This window comes from Pseudomonas sp. NPDC089407 (assembly GCF_044900445.1).
GTDB lineage: Bacteria > Pseudomonadota > Gammaproteobacteria > Pseudomonadales > Pseudomonadaceae > Aquipseudomonas.
Window position 1 is genome coordinate 91,586 of sequence record NZ_JBJDNB010000026.1, and the last position, 14,422, is coordinate 106,007.

A 14,422-nucleotide genomic window follows, 5' to 3' on the forward strand; every position below is an offset into this window, starting at 1 on the left:
GAGCGTCAGATGACAGCCAGAACCCCGACCGGCCTTGGTGGCGATGCCAAGCAACGCCTGATCCAGCAAGCCCTCGCCCGACGCCGCCACGCAGCGGCCGAGGGCGAGCAGGGCGCGACCCTGGAGCAGGTGCAGCAGGCCGCCCTGAAGGTACCCGAGGCGCACTATCGCTTTGATCAGCACCCGGGCTACCAGCAGCTGCGGGTGATCCAGCAGAGCGGCATGCGCCTGGGCCTGAGCAACCCGTTCTTCCGCCTGCACCAGGCCACGGCCGGTGCGCAGACGCAGATTGGCGAGCAGCAGTACCTGAACTTTGCCAGCTACAACTACCTGGGTTATTCCGGCCACCCACGCGTGGCCGAAGCGGCCAAGGCTGCGATTGACCGCTACGGCACCTCGGTGTCGGCCAGCCGCCCGGTTTCGGGGGACCGCCCGCTGCACCGCGAGCTTGAGCGCGAACTGGCCAGGCTGTACGAGGTGGACGATGCGGTGGTGATGGTCAGCGGCCACGCCACCAATGTCACCACCATCGGCTACCTGTTCGGCCCACGCGACCTGGTGGTGCATGACGAGCTGATTCACAACAGCGTGTTGCAGGGCATTCAGCTGTCCGGTGCCCGCCGCCTGAGTTTTGCCCATAACGACTGGCACGCGCTAGACCGCTTGCTGGGCGAGCAGCGCCAGCACTTCGAGCGGGTGCTGGTGGTGGTGGAAGGCATCTACAGCATGGATGGCGACTACCCCGAACTGCCCCGGTTCGTCGAGCTCAAGCACAAGCACAAAGTCTTCCTGATGGTGGATGAAGCGCATTCGCTGGGGGTGATGGGCGCGACCGGCAAAGGCATTCGCGAGCACTTTGGCCTGGCGGGTGATGACGTTGATATCTGGATGGGGACATTGAGCAAGACCCTGGCCAGTTGCGGCGGTTACATTGCCGGCAGCACCGCCTTGATCGAGCACCTGAAGTTCCTGGCGCCGGGCTTTTTGTACAGCGTAGGCATGCCACCGGCGGTTACGGCGGCTGCGCTGGCGGCGTTGAAGCTGCTGGCGGATGACCACGAACGCGTGGGGCAGGTGCAGGCGCGTGGCGAGCTGTTTTTGCGGCTGGCCAAGGAAGCGGGGTTGGACACCGCGACCAGTACCGGCCTGGCGGTCATTCCGGTGATTATCGGCAGCTCGTTCAAGGCCGGGCGCTTGTCCCAGGCCCTGTTTGAACGCGGCATCAATGCCCAGCCGATCTTGTACCCGGCGGTACCGGAGCATTCGGCGCGGGTGCGGTTTTTTGTGTCTTGCGAGCATACGGAAGAACAGGTTCGGCATACCGTGGCGGTGGTGGCGCAGGAGATGGCGCGGTTGGGGTGAGGGTTGTCGGGGTTGGCTGCAGCTTTGTGGGGTTGCTGTAAGGCTTGGCTTTAGTTTTGTAGGGTTTTCGCAAGGTCTGGCTCTAGTTTTGTGGGGTTGCTGAAATCGAGCGCCGCCCGCGCGGCGCTTCGCGGGGCAAGCCCGCTCCCACATTTGTTTCGGGCCAGTTATTCCTGTGAAGTCACCTTTGTCCGCCTTGTTTGTTCCATTTGGTATCGGGGGAGGCCAGTAGTCCTCCCCTATCCCCTGCCATGCACCAAGGGTGCGCGAGCCTGTGTAACAGGAGTAATTGGCCCGAAACAAATGTGGGAGCGGCTTGCCCCGCGAAGCGCCGCGCGGGCGGCGCTCGATTTCAGCAACCCTGAAGAGCTAAAGCCAGGCACCTGAAAGGCACTGGAAGGCACTAGCCAAACTCCAGCCAATCACCAACCAAACTCCCTGCCAGCACCAACCAAACCCCTGCCGGTCACCAGCCAGAACCCCATACCTCTCAAACCCAAATGGCATCCCAATGCGGGTATTCGCCCACCCGGCTAACCAGCCCCGCCCGAATCGGATTGCAGATCACATACCTTGCGACCCGGATGACGTCTTCATCCCGGCGAAGCGCCCGATCCTGATAGCCCGCCTGCCACACCCTTTCGCGCCGGAACCCCCTCTGATACAGGGCATGGCTGCTGCGTGACTTGAACCTGCGCATCAAGCTGCAAAGCGTTGTGTCCTTCAACTCGAGCAACCAGTGAACATGGTCTGGCATGACCACCCAGGTTAATGACCGACATGCACCATCGCGTTCCGCCTGGCGTAGTTGCTGGATCACCGCACGGGCAAATAACAGATTGGTGAATACCCGCTTTCGCTTGTGAGTGATGGTGGTCAAGAGGTAAACCCTGCCAGGTTCAGAAATGCGGCCACGCCGAAGGAGGTGGGATTGCGCACGTTCCATGTGAATTCCTCGAATCTATGTGTGAGGAAAACATAGGCGGGCTTGCGATTGGGCGGCGGGGATAGGTATTGCAGGATGTTGGGTGGGTATGGCTTGGATTTTGTAGGAGATCACCCAGCCCTTCCGGGCTGCGCTGTCTCGCAGAGAACAATGGCCATTGTGGGAGCGGGCTTGTCCCGCGAAGCAGGCAACGCGGTGTCTGGCACCGGCTTTGCCGGTGTTCGCGGGACAAGCCCGCTCCCACAAGTTTCACCAAATCAATAAGTTAGAGTTTGTTCTATGAGAGGCTGGATAGGTATGGCTCAAGGTGTGTGTGGTTGCTGATATCGAGCGCCGCCCGCGCGGCGCTTCGCGGCACAAGGCCGCTCCCACATCTGTTTCGGGCCAATTATGCCTGTGAGATCACCTCTGTCCGCCTTGTTGGTTCCATGGTATCGGGGGGCTAGTTGCCCTCAACCTATCTCCTGCCATGCACCAAGGGTGCGCGCGCGAATGTAACAGGAGTGACTGGCCCGAAACAGATGTGGGAGCGGGCTTGCCCCGCGAAGCGCCGCGCGGGCGGCGCTCGATATCAGCAGCTCTGCACACCTCAAGCCATACCCCTCAGGCCCAAAAAACCAGAGCCAGGCCATTTACAGCCTCACACCGAACCGGTCAGATATACGGCGCCTCATACGCATTCAACTCTTCCACAAACCGCCAATGGCTCTTCTTGCCAAACCCCATCAACCGCTTCAGGCGGATATCCCAGCGCATGTGGTGGTTGGCAATCCACGGCAGCGCAAACAGGTGGGCGCCGCGCCATGGGATGAACGGGTTGCGCCGCAGGCTGGCATAAATCTCGACGCGGTGGCTGGCCTGGTGGCTTGCGCAGCGGGCATGGAAACCGGAGGTGTCCGCCACCACCAGGGTGTTGGCCGGCACCGCAAAGCGGCGTGGCGGTGGCAAGCCGAGGGCGGCCAGTTCGGGCTCGTCGATGCGGAACGAACCTTCACGGTGCATCCGCTCGCTGGAACGCGCCGCCCCCAGGCTTTGACGATACTCCCAGGCCAAACGCTCCGGCGTCAGGCGGTGCGAGCCTGGCACGTAACTGAACGGCCCTTGGTCATCCGCCACATCGTCCAGAAACAACCACGCCTTCGCCGTAGGGTGGAAGGTGTCGGCATGCAGGCGGGTCTGCGGGTCCTGGTCGGCATTGGCCGCGTCAATTACGATCGACTGCAACTGGTAGGTAATGCCACCGGTATTGGACGACGCATAGGCAATCAGGTCGCGCACCCCACGGTCTGCCACAAACGCGGCGCTGGCCGGGTTTTGCGCCAGCACGTCCTGGTCCAGGCTGACCCGGCGGGTAACCGCACGGCCCTGGCGCATTTCCCAGCCAGTGCTGCGCAATGCACCCAGCTCGGCACGCAGGGCCGCAAACTGCTCGGCAGGCAGGGCGTTTTCACGAATGAAAAAACCGTTCTGCTCAAAATGCTCGCGCTCGCCGGCATCCAGCCGCGACGCCAGCGCATTGCGCCGGTAACCGGCCATGGCCATCGCCAGCTGCCGGCGCTGCACATGCAGGCCCAGGGCATTGAGCCGGGCACTGCCCAGTACCGGGTTGTTCTCGAACGACTTGGCGTGGGTCGCCAGCTGCATGCAATGCCAGGGGAGTGCGGCGTAACGGCCGATGTCCTTGATCGAAACAGGCATGTTCTAGTCCTTTGATGGGGCCAGTGGTCGGCCGCAGCCGAGCATGGTCCGGGTATAGTTGAGCAACGGCGCCATTCGCCGATGCGCCAGCCGCGCCGGGTGGGGCGCGCTGAGGCAGGCGAGGGCGTGCCAGGCATCGCAGGGCAAGTCTTGCTGGACGTCGGCATAGCGCGCATAGCGCAACAAGGCGCCGGCTACCAACTGGTCCAGGGTCAGGCGCCGGGTGCGGCGCGGCAATGGCTGGTGGTCTTCGGTCAGGCCCCAGCCGGCATAGAACGGTGTGCCATAGGTCACCACCGGCACCCCGCGCAACAACGCCTCGAAACCGGCAGTGGAACTGAGCGTATGCAGCGCATCGACCTGGCCATACAGGCCGGCGATGTCCACCCCCGCCAGCACCTGGTCGGCCAGCCCCACCAACTGTGCCGGGGCGATCTGCCCGCGGCGCTTGCCGGCTTCCACGTCGGGGTGCGGCTTGTACAAAATCCAGGCATCCGGCAACCGCGCGCGCACCTGTTGCAGCAGGCGCAGGTTACACCCGGCACCGCCACCGCTGCACAGTGCCGAGGCATCATCCTCGACCTGGCCGACTACCAGCACCCGCGCCTGGCCCGGCTGCCCCAGCAAGTCGGGCCGCACATGGCTGCGCAAATTGAACTTGCTGGTGCCGCTGGCCACAATCTGCACCCGCAGGCGCGCCGCTTCGGCCAGGCTGGCGGCATCGTAGTCGCCATGCTGCAACAGCTGCTCCAGGTCACTGGCAGACTGCGCATCGTAATGAATGCCGCCCCGGTCCAGCACCAGCGACAGCGCCGGGCTGTTGGTAGCGCCCAGCCCCGTGGAGCGCAAAAAGCCGTCCTCGACCCGCCACAGCGGCACCCCCGCCTGGCGCGCACGCTGAGCCAGGCCCGCCGGCTCGCGCGCCGCCCACACCAGCAGGCGACCCTGTTCGGCGGCTACCTGGCTGACCAGGTGCGGGCTGTCGATACTGAAGCGCAACTGCCCCCAGCGGCTGGCAAAAAAGCGCCGAATGTTGTGCTGCTTGTGCCGCTTCACGCCCAGCACCGTAGTAGGCCCGGCAAACGCCGCGTCGCGGGCTTTTTTGCTGGCCAATTGGCGGGCAACGGTCAAGGCATCGGTCAATTGCCCGGTCAATGGGTCGACATAGCGGCAGTAACGCACATAAGCCGCCGCCACCAGCTGTACCAGGTCTGGGCGGGCCTGCCGGCGCGGGATGGCCATGCGGTCATCGGTCAGCCCCCAGCCCGCGTAGAACGGCAGCCCGAAGCAGGTGACCGGCACGCCCTGGATCAACGCCTCCAGCCCGGCCTGGCTGGTGCCCACATACACCCGCCGGGCACGCCGGGCCAGTGACGCCCAGGCCACCGGCCGTGCCTCCAACGTTACCCCGCGGGCCCGCGCCGCATCCAGCAGGCAACTGGGCTTTTGCCCGCCCAGGCAGTCCGGGTGAATGCGCACGCGCACGTCGGCGCCCGGGTTTTCGGCCAGGGCCTCATCCAGCATGCGCACATAGTCGGCTTCACACAGCCCGCCGCCCGGGATCGAATAGTCCCCGGCAGTCTGGTCCACCACCAACACCAGCGGCCGGTCGCGGCCCAGCAGGTCGTCGGCGGGCAGGTCCTGGGCATTGTTGTACTTGCCGATGCCGCTGCTGCGCATCAAGGCAATCAGTTCGCGGGCGCAGTCCAGTTCGTAAGGGCTAAGCGCCTCGGGCTGCTGCAGAATGTTTTCCAACAGCGAAGGCCGGTCGGCCAGGTAGTGGATGCCCACCGGGTCGATCACCATCGACATCGGCGTATCGCCCTCGATGCCCAGCGAGGAAGAACGCAAGAAACCGTCTTCCAGCGCAATGTACGGCAGCCCCCAGCGTTGGCAGAGCACCCGCGCATGGGCCGACGACTGCTTGTAGCCGATACCGGCAATGGCCTTGAGCCCCTTGGGCGCCTTGCGGCCACGGCGCCACAGCCAGAAGGGCGGGCCTTCGGGGCCGAGAAACTGCGGCAGGTGCAGAACCTTCCATGCCACCCATTGCGACATGATGCCGACCCAGCCGGTACCGTCTACCAAGGCCTCTGGGGGTGTGAACTGGCCGGTGCTCGCGGGGCAAGCCCGCTCCCGCAGCATTACACCGCCCGCCACATGTTGCGCACCGGCGGGAACGGCACCCAGCGCTTGCGGCGCAGGGCAAAGCCGGTGTGCAGGTACAGGCGTTGCGCGCGCGGGTTGTTCAGCGGCACTTCCAGCTCAACCTGGCTAAAGCCCAGCGCGGCTGCATGCGCGCAGCACGCCTGCACCAGCGCCGACCCCACGCCTTGCTGGCGGGCAGCCTTGCTGACCCGCAGCCCGTACAACAAGAACGGGTAGCGCCATTCGCGCAGCTCGCTCAGGCAGAACCCGGTAAACCGCACCCAGCCAGCCAGCACGCCAAACTCACGAATGAACGGCCGCCAGTGCAGGGCAAACGGCCCACGCCGGCCATGCTTGAACGCCGCAAAGCCCAATGCCTGCTCGCCCTCGAAGGCCAGCAGCACACGGTCCCAGTTAATAGCCGTGCCCAGCAGGCGATAGCGGCAGGCCGTATTGCCAATCAGAAACGCCAACGACCCACGCCCTTCGGCCAGCAAGCGGGCCAGGGCGGGGTCTGCGGCGCGCTCCGGCGCCAGGTCCGATCCCAGCACGATACGCAGCACGTTGTCAGGCTACCCCGGCGGTGGCAGCGGGCGCATGCCGGCCTGCCACAGGCGCCTGGGCATGGGCCAGCAAGGTGCTGGACAACTGCTGCACCGCCAGTGCACTGGCACGGCAGCCCGGCTGGTGGCGGTTGGACCAGATCAGGTAGTTGGTGTCACCGGCCGGCGCGCCGACCGCCTGGTACACCTCGGGCAGGATCGGCACATGGTCGCCAAAGAAGCACAGCAGCGCGTCGTTGGGGTGAGCCATGAGCGTTTCACGCAGCATGCCCAGCATGCGGTCGGCATTGCAGATATGGCGCACGTAAGGCCCCAGGTCCTGCATGCCCGGTTGTAACGGGCGGTCGAACCAGGCGGGCAGCTCGTGCGCGGCCACGCTTTCCAGGTGCAGCGGGCCGTGGTTTTCCATGGTTATCGCATGGATGAACAACGGCTGGGTGCGCCCCGGCGCCTGCAGCAGCTCGCGGATTTTTGCTGCCACGGCGCAATCGCCAATGAACGGCCCGGCCTTTTGCGAAGCGTTGAACGCCCGCACATCGATGAACTCATCGAAGCCCAGGGCCGGCAGCACCTTGTTACGGCCGTAGAACCCCCCGTCGTACGGGTGGATGCAAATGGTCCGGTAGCCCTGCGCCTTCAGCTTCGAGGCGATGCTGGGCAGGCCCTGGCGAGCCAGTACCCGGTACGGGTTGAAGCGGTGCACGCCCAGCCGGCCGGTAGGGATGCCGGTAAAGTAGGCAAACTCGGTGCGCACCGTATTGGCGCCCCAGGCCGCGACCTGCAGCTTGCCACGCGCCAGCGCCTGGCTGGCCAGCAGGTCGTACTGGTCGAGTACTTGCGGGCGCACACCCGGCCACAGCTCGCGCACATCGAAGAACGACTCGCTCTGTACCGAGACCAGGTCCGGCAGCGCCCCAGCCTGGGGCAGTTTTTGCTGTGCCGACGCATTCGCGGGGCAAGCCCGCTCCCACAGGTTTACCTGCTCATCTCTCAAAGCTACCGCCGCTTCTGTGGGAGCGGTCTTCACCCGCGAAGAGGCCAGTGCAGGCTCACCCCCTGTGGGAGCGGGCTTGCCCCGCGAAGAGGCCAGTGCAGGCTCACCCTCTGTGGGAGCGGGCTTCACCCGCGAAGATGCCAGTGCAGGCTCACCCCCTGTGGGAGCGGGCTTGCCCCGCGAAGAGGCCGCCCCAGGCATATCACCAAACGGTGACCCCAACCCCGCCCGATCCACCGGCGCCCGCGCCGCCCAGAAGTACCGCCACAAACTGGCCGCCAACCCCCAAACCCGCACATCGCGCTCGGCATCAAAGCTCGGCTGCACCGGCCGCTGCCCCAAGCGCAACAAGCCCAGCCCCAGCACCAGCGGCAACAGCGCTTCAAGCCGCGCCCCCGGCACCTCAAAGCTCAGCCCCGCCCACAGGTAAACCAGAAAGCCCACCGCCAGCAACGCCGCCTTGCCGAAACCGAAAAACGGCAGGTACAAGCGCGGAAACTTCACTGCATCGCTGAAATATTCAAAGTCTGCACACACAAACGGTTCGCGCAGCGAGTGATACTTCGAATTGCTCACCAGCACGATCAGCAGCCACAGCAACAGCAGGTTGACCCCACTGAACAACGGCCGCGCCGTCAGCGCATACAGCAGCCCAAAACCGACGCACCACAGCCCCGCATGCAGCATCCAGCAATCGGCCGGGCGGCGCAGGGCAGGGCGGGGGTGCAGCAGGCGCTCGACCGCCACGGTCAGGCCAAGGCCGATCACAGCAACCGGCAACAAGGAAATTTCAATCACTGTACTTCAGCCCACGCAGGATCATCGAAGAAAGCCACTGCGGGATAAGCCCCAGCAGCCAGGTGCCCAGGTTGAGCGGGAACGGAAAACTGATACGCGCCTGGTTCGCCGCCAGCCCGCGCTTGATGCGCCGGGCCGCTTTTTCGGCGGTCCACAGAAACGGTTTTGGCCCGGGCATTTCGAAGCACATCTTCGACTCCACATACCCCGGCACAATCACATTCACCTTCACCCCTTCCGGCGCCAGCCAGTCGCGAATGGCCTCGCCATACACACGGATGGCAGCCTTGCTGGCGCTGTAGGTGGGGGTAACCGGCAAGCCACGCCAGCCCGCCAGCGAGCTGAACAGGGCGATTTGCCCGTTGCCACGGCTGCGCATGGCCGGCAGGGCGGCCTCGACGGTGGCCAGCGCGGCCATCACGTTCACTTCCATCAGCGCGCGGCTGTCGTCCCAGGCTTCCGGTTCGCCATTGGCGCCCACGGCGGTGTTAAGCCCGGCGCCGACCAGTACCAGGTCGGGCTGATGCTGCTCGCTTACCCGCCGCACCATCGCCCGCAGCGCGTCCAGGTCGCGCACGTCGAGGGCTTCGAGCAGCACCTGGGCGCCCAGGGCGCGACATTGCTCGGCCATTTCCGCCAGGCGCTCATGGCGCCGGCCTTGCAGAATCAACGTCACGCCCGGGGCCGCATAGGCCGGCGCCAGCGCGCCGCCGATACCGCCCGTGGCGCCGGTGATGAGGATGCAGCGGGGAGAGGCGTGCGAACTCATAGGTATTTTTCGATTCTTGAAGTTTTTGCCATCAGCACTTCCAGGCAGTTGGCCACGGCCATGTCCATGCCGCAGGCGGTGTAGAAGCCGCCGTTGACCTGGGTGGTGTGGATGACTGTGTTGCGGAAGCGCTGGAACAAGGTGTTGTCGGGCGCCTCGGGCTGCTGCCAGAAGTCGTCCAGCCCGCCCTGATGGGTAAGCCCCGGCATGGCATAGATCGGCTCGGCCAACGTGCAGGTCGGGCGGTGGTGCAGGATCGCTGAGGCCCCTGCAGTACTGTTGACGGTGATCATACCGGTGATGTGCGAAAGCAGCGTGGGCATATGCCCGCTTTCCATGAAGTCGACACGCTCGGCCACATCATACTTGCGGGCCAATTGCTCGGTGACCTTGCGGTAGTTGATCAGCCCAGGCGTCAGCGGGTGATTTTTCACCAGCAGACGAGCATCGAACGGCGCGTTGAGCGAGAACGAGTCGATCACGTGCTCGATCACTTGGGTCATGTTCTGGAACGGCGAGTGATCACGAATTTGCGCATCGCTGTCCAATTGCAAAGGCAGCAGGAACGTGGGATGCCGCTCACGGGCCACTTCTGCCACCAATGCATCATCGTGCACACGGGCACGCAGCAGGCGCATGCCCTGGCGAATGAAGCCGGCGTACTCCACGGCCGCATTGAACGGCGCATGGGTGCGGTAGCGCGGAAAGCACAGCCGGTTCAGCGCACCGCCAGCGTGGTACAGCACATCGTGCGTGGCACGCGCGGCAAACGACAGCTTGAACGGGTTGCCATTCTGGTAGCGCGGAATGTGCTTGCCCACCTCGCGGTACCACTGCGGGTCGCGTGGCAGGCGCGAGTTGTTGTTCACCCCGTCGCGCTCCAGCGTTACCCAATAGGGCCTGAAGTAGCCTTCCTCGAACACATGCACGCGAATACCCGACAGCCGCGCCAGGGTCACGGCCGGGCGGTGCACCGGGCGGCAGTCGCCAAACAGCACCAGGTCGGTGATGTCCAGTTGGCGGAACACGTGGGCATACCAGGCCTGCAAGTCTTCCGGGCGATGCGGGCAGGTCAGCCGTGCGCCACCGGGGCCATACAGGGCGTCACCGACATTGAAGCGCACGCTGTGCACTCGCTGGCCGATATCACGCAGCCCCTTGGCCAGGCGGCTGAAGAAGGGCGAACTGACCCCCTGTAGAAACAGAAAATTGTGGGACGGGATACGCAGCAGCGGACCACGCGTCGCCCTTGCATTCAGTTGGTCGGGCGCTTCATGCCCAACAAACTGCTCAAGCGTCGTTTCAAGTCCTGCCATCGGGAGGGGGCTCCAGGCTGCGGTAAGGCGTGCCAGTTTTGTAGTTCGTATAAGGTTTGTTCGGCAGTGGTAAAGCGGTTGGTCACCAGGCTTACGTAAGTGGGGTAGAGCAGCAGCGTGCCCGCCACCAACTGGTCCAGCGTCAGCGGTCGGCTGCGCCGCGCCTGCACTGGCGCTTGCAGGTCCAGGTCGCGGGTCAGCCCCCAGCCGGCATAGAACGGCTGGCCATAGGTGGTCACCGGTACACCGCGCAACAGGGCCTCGAAGCCCGATTGCGAGGTCAGCACATGCAATTCGTCGACCACCTCCAGCAACTGCTGCAGTGGCGTATCGCCGATCACTTCATCGCACCAGTGCACGGTTTGCGCTTCGTCGTCGCCCCGCGCGCGGGTGCCGGCCAATACCTCTGGGTGGGGTTTGTACAGCACCCACGCATCCGGGTTTTGCTCACGCACGGCGCGCAGCAGTTGCAGGTTGCTGCGGATACGGTTGCCGCCAAAGCGGATGGACGCATCGCCCTCCACCTGGCCAGGCACCAGAATCACGCGCTGCGCATGCGCCGGGCGCTGCCAGCTGGCGCCAGGCAAGTTGTACTTGGTAAGCCCCGCCGCGCAGATGGCCAGGCGCAACGCTTGGGCGCGGTCCAGCAGCTGCGGGCTGAATGGCTCGTCGGCGAGGATGCGTTCCAGGCGCGAAGGCCGGGTGGCGTCGTAGTAGATGCCCAGGTCATCGACCACCCACGACAACGGCCGGGCCTTGCCAGCACCCAGGCCGACCGAGCGCAGAAAACCGTCTTCTACCCGGTTGACCGGCAGTGGGTGGGCACTGAGGTCGGTGTCGTGCTTGCAACCCCAGGACACCACCGGTACATCGTGCGCCAGCGGCTGCTCGGGTTTGACGAAGCGAATGGCTGCGCCGTTGAAAAACAGGTTGGCCAGTGGCTCTTTCCAGCGGCTGAAACCCAGCATTTGCACCGCGCTCGGCAACACGCTGCGGTGCCGCCGTTGCAAGCCCAGCCAGTTGATCAGCACCTCTGGCGTGCACGGTTGGCCCCGTTCCGGGCAAACATAGCGCGGGTAAGCCACCAGGCTGGCGTGCACCAGCTGCGCCAACGGCACCGGCTTGCGCCGCGAAGGCGCTGGCAGGCGGTCATCGGTCAGCCCCCAGCCGGCATAGAATGGCATGCCCCAGGTGTGCACCGGCACGCCCCACAGCAGAGCATCGAAGCCCAGTTGCGACGTCATGACAAATACCGCACGCATGCGTGGCAACAAGTCGGCCGGATGAACATTGCGTGCCAGCACCTGCACACGTGGGTTGCTGGCCAGCGCCGCCAGGTCGAAGTGCCCGGCCTTGCGCCCGGCCACCACGTCAGGGTGCACCTTGAGCACGACAGTGCTGTGCGGGTAGCGCGCCAACGCCGCATCCAGCATGGCGCGGAACTCAGCGGCGCCTGCGCCTTGCAGCGAGGCATCGCCACAGGTCTGGTCGGCCACCAGCACGCAGTCCGCCGGCAGCGCTGGCAGCTCGATACGTGCGTCGTTGTACTTGGACACCCGTTGTTGCTGCCACAAGCTACGCAGCGCCAGGGCACGTTCGGTTTGTTCGGCGTCGAGGGGTGTGGCGATCAGCTGTTCGAGGCGTGATGGCTGGGTAGCGTCGTAGTACACCCCCACGTCATCGACGATCAGCGACAGCGGCGGCTCATCGGCGCCCAGGCCTACGGAGCGGAGGAAGCCGTCTTCCAGCGTGAGGACGGGCTTGCCAGCCTTGCGCGCCTCGGCCATGGCCTTGATGGCGCTTGGCTTGCGGCCCCAGGCCATTACCCAATCAGCCAGCTCGACATCGCGCACAGCACCGTTTTGCAGCGCGAATTCGGGCAGCAATGAAGGCAACGTACTGATGCGCTGGGCGCCTTTTGACAGGACCAGCAGGCGAGGGCGGGGCGAAGCGTCGTCCATAAACGTGGAGCGGTATCCATTCAGCAAAGGGGCGGCAGGGGCTTGTAGCCCTGCGGGTCCGTTGAAATCAAAAGGGGTGGCGAATCTTAATACAATTTCACATTTGTAGGCGCGCCACTGGGCAAAAATCGCGAAAAGAAATTAGACGATCTGAGCAATTGATGATCTATGGCATCAAAATGCCACACGATGCCCACAAGCTTCCCAATATGCGGGCGTTATGCGCCGCTCAGTGTAGGCGCGGGCTTGCCCGCGAAGCTTTTTGCCACCCTGCAAAAACGCCGATCTACCCCTGATCCAGCAACCCCAGCAAATAGTTGTATTTTTCCAGCAACAACGCCATCCGATCACGTTCCTTGTACTCGGCGACCGTCTCCGGGCGCAGGCAGTGGAACAGGGCTGTGAGTAGGAATACGTAGCGCAAGTTCCCTAGCGCCTGCTCTACATCAAAGCGCTCTGGCAGGGCCGCTCGGTACGTTTCGATGAACTCGGCCTGCGCCGCCAGGAATACCTTCATGTCCTTGCGTCGGAACAGGCTGCCCAGGTAGGCGCCGCCGTCAAAGCCTATCCGCCCAACCTTAACCTCGCTCCAGTCGATCAGATGCAATTGGCCTTTGTCGACGAACAGGTTCTTTTGTAGGTAGTCCATGTGGCTGATGCAGTGGGGGCTTCGACGGGCCTCGGCTGCCATTTTCTGTGTCAGGGGTACAAACGCTTTAAATCGCTCTGCCAGGCCAGTAAAGCGCTGGTCATCAAGCCCAAGCTTTATGAGTTCAGGTAGACAACGGGCAAAGTTGAAGCGTGGGCGCAAGAGGAACCAAGGCCTGAAGAAATCCATGCTCCACAGCAAGGGTGCTTTGCCAAGCGGCTGGGCTTGCAAGTAATCGTGGCTGAGCGCCTCCAGCTCGGCGACACCTAGCGCCAATTGCTTGCCAATTTTGTGCATCCGTGGCGGTTTACCGCGAACGAACTCAGTAAAGATCAAGCTCTCAGATGGCGTCTCGATGACGCCTAGGCAGGAGGGGTAATGGAAGTGCTTGCTTCCAGCCAGCATCCCCTCTGTGCGATGGAATCGGGCCTCCTGGCTTCCGATAAGTGCCAGCTTGCGAATCGACTTTTCTACAACCTCGACTGGCTGGCCGGTGCTTGGATCAACCAGGTGATGATGCCGTACGTAATTCACAAAGGAGGCGTTGCCGCCCAGCATCTCTGTGGTGATTTCCAGCGGTTTGTTGGCCCATTCGGGCCTTAGCGCTCGCAGGTGCTCTTCGAGTGAGCCCCGGTGCCAGCGATAGAGCGTTTTGCTGCTCAGATGCGGGCGAGTAGGGGGGGTAGTTACATCCATGTTGGCAATGCCATGCGTCCGGCTTAAAGCTATGAAGGAAGGGTATGCTGCTGTATGAGAGTGTCGGGCACAATGAAAAGTTACATCAAGACATTGATTTAGAAGGACAAGAGGGCCGGGCGGTATGGTGCTGGAAGCTAGCGAACCCAAGGCGTTGCGCCTCTGGGAAGACTGTTTTCAAGGGCTCCGATTTCTTTGGGTTGTTACCCCAAACGGTAGGGTAGCAACATACGGCAACAAAGATTTTTGCCGACCCATGCGGCCCTAGCTCGGCACAAGGCCGCCCCACAGGGGACGGCGTGCGCAGTACCCTGTAGGAGCGGCCTTGTGTCGCGAAACGAGGGCGAAGCCCTCGCCTTACGCCTGTATCAGTCTTCCAGCAGCTCTTCGGCAGTACCCAGGATGTTCTCCAGGGTGAAACCGAATGCTTCGAACAGTGCCGAAGCCGGCGCCGACTCACCGTAGGTGGTCATGCCGATGATACGACCTTCCAGGCCGACGTACTTGTACCAGAAGTCGGCG

The 14,422-nt window shown here is 63.8% G+C and carries 11 protein-coding genes; 1 reads left to right on the forward strand and 10 read right to left on the reverse strand.

Annotated features, from left to right (window positions below; all coding sequences use genetic code 11):
- The first annotated feature begins 9 nt into the window (after positions 1-9).
- The gene (locus ACI2KG_RS19930; protein WP_404662985.1) at positions 10-1,362 is read left to right on the forward strand and encodes an aminotransferase class I/II-fold pyridoxal phosphate-dependent enzyme; all 1,353 of its coding nucleotides are present in this window, start codon (positions 10-12) and stop codon (positions 1,360-1,362) included.
- 490 nt (positions 1,363-1,852) lie between these two features.
- Here ACI2KG_RS19930 and ACI2KG_RS19935 read toward each other — a convergent pair whose 3' ends face one another.
- The 10 genes from ACI2KG_RS19935 to ACI2KG_RS19980 all read right to left on the reverse strand — a co-directional run.
- The gene (locus tag ACI2KG_RS19935; protein ID WP_400622408.1) at positions 1,853-2,308 is read right to left on the reverse strand and encodes an REP-associated tyrosine transposase; all 456 of its coding nucleotides are present in this window, start codon (positions 2,306-2,308) and stop codon (positions 1,853-1,855) included.
- Between the two features lie 654 nt (positions 2,309-2,962).
- Positions 2,963-4,006 (reverse strand): phytanoyl-CoA dioxygenase family protein, encoded by a 1,044-nt coding sequence (locus ACI2KG_RS19940; protein ID WP_404662986.1) that lies wholly within the window; start codon positions 4,004-4,006, stop codon positions 2,963-2,965.
- 3 nt (positions 4,007-4,009) lie between these two features.
- Positions 4,010-6,151 carry a capsular polysaccharide biosynthesis protein gene (locus ACI2KG_RS19945; RefSeq protein ID WP_404662987.1) on the reverse strand — a complete coding sequence of 714 codons (2,142 nt, stop codon included), beginning with the start codon at positions 6,149-6,151 and terminating at the stop codon, positions 4,010-4,012.
- Positions 6,151-6,717 (reverse strand): GNAT family N-acetyltransferase, encoded by a 567-nt coding sequence (locus ACI2KG_RS19950; protein WP_404662988.1) that lies wholly within the window; start codon positions 6,715-6,717, stop codon positions 6,151-6,153. The genes ACI2KG_RS19945 and ACI2KG_RS19950 overlap by 1 nt, the downstream gene beginning before the upstream one ends.
- Before the next feature lie 4 nt (positions 6,718-6,721).
- Positions 6,722-8,494 carry a sulfatase-like hydrolase/transferase gene (locus ACI2KG_RS19955; protein WP_404662995.1) on the reverse strand — a complete coding sequence of 591 codons (1,773 nt, stop codon included), beginning with the start codon at positions 8,492-8,494 and terminating at the stop codon, positions 6,722-6,724.
- 7 nt (positions 8,495-8,501) lie between these two features.
- The gene (locus ACI2KG_RS19960) at positions 8,502-9,278 is read right to left on the reverse strand and encodes an SDR family oxidoreductase (protein WP_201205996.1); all 777 of its coding nucleotides are present in this window, start codon (positions 9,276-9,278) and stop codon (positions 8,502-8,504) included.
- Positions 9,275-10,594: a capsule biosynthesis protein gene (locus ACI2KG_RS19965; protein WP_404662989.1), complete on the reverse strand. Its 1,320-nt coding sequence runs from the start codon at positions 10,592-10,594 to the stop codon at positions 9,275-9,277. The genes ACI2KG_RS19960 and ACI2KG_RS19965 overlap by 4 nt, the downstream gene beginning before the upstream one ends.
- Positions 10,534-12,555: a capsular polysaccharide biosynthesis protein gene (locus ACI2KG_RS19970; RefSeq protein WP_404662990.1), complete on the reverse strand. Its 2,022-nt coding sequence runs from the start codon at positions 12,553-12,555 to the stop codon at positions 10,534-10,536. Before ACI2KG_RS19970 ends, ACI2KG_RS19965 begins: the two co-directional genes overlap by 61 nt.
- Before the next feature lie 286 nt (positions 12,556-12,841).
- Positions 12,842-13,900 carry a phosphotransferase family protein gene (locus ACI2KG_RS19975; protein ID WP_404662991.1) on the reverse strand — a complete coding sequence of 353 codons (1,059 nt, stop codon included), beginning with the start codon at positions 13,898-13,900 and terminating at the stop codon, positions 12,842-12,844.
- 368 nt (positions 13,901-14,268) lie between these two features.
- The coding region (locus tag ACI2KG_RS19980) for a transketolase-like TK C-terminal-containing protein (protein ID WP_404662996.1) at positions 14,269-14,422 on the reverse strand (154 nt) is incomplete at its 5' end.

Excerpts from the sequence above, each read along its gene's own strand:
- ACI2KG_RS19930 (WP_404662985.1), top strand. The coding sequence starts at position 10 with ATGACAGCCAGAACCCCGACCGGCCTTGGTGGCGATGCCAAGCAACGC.
- ACI2KG_RS19935 (WP_400622408.1), bottom strand. The coding sequence starts at position 2,308 with ATGGAACGTGCGCAATCCCACCTCCTTCGGCGTGGCCGCATTTCTGAA.
- ACI2KG_RS19940 (WP_404662986.1), bottom strand. The coding sequence starts at position 4,006 with ATGCCTGTTTCGATCAAGGACATCGGCCGTTACGCCGCACTCCCCTGG.
- ACI2KG_RS19945 (WP_404662987.1), bottom strand. The coding sequence starts at position 6,151 with ATGCTGCGGGAGCGGGCTTGCCCCGCGAGCACCGGCCAGTTCACACCC.
- ACI2KG_RS19960 (WP_201205996.1), bottom strand. The coding sequence starts at position 9,278 with ATGAGTTCGCACGCCTCTCCCCGCTGCATCCTCATCACCGGCGCCACG.
- ACI2KG_RS19965 (WP_404662989.1), bottom strand. The coding sequence starts at position 10,594 with ATGGCAGGACTTGAAACGACGCTTGAGCAGTTTGTTGGGCATGAAGCG.
- ACI2KG_RS19970 (WP_404662990.1), bottom strand. The coding sequence starts at position 12,555 with ATGGACGACGCTTCGCCCCGCCCTCGCCTGCTGGTCCTGTCAAAAGGC.
- ACI2KG_RS19975 (WP_404662991.1), bottom strand. The coding sequence starts at position 13,900 with ATGGATGTAACTACCCCCCCTACTCGCCCGCATCTGAGCAGCAAAACG.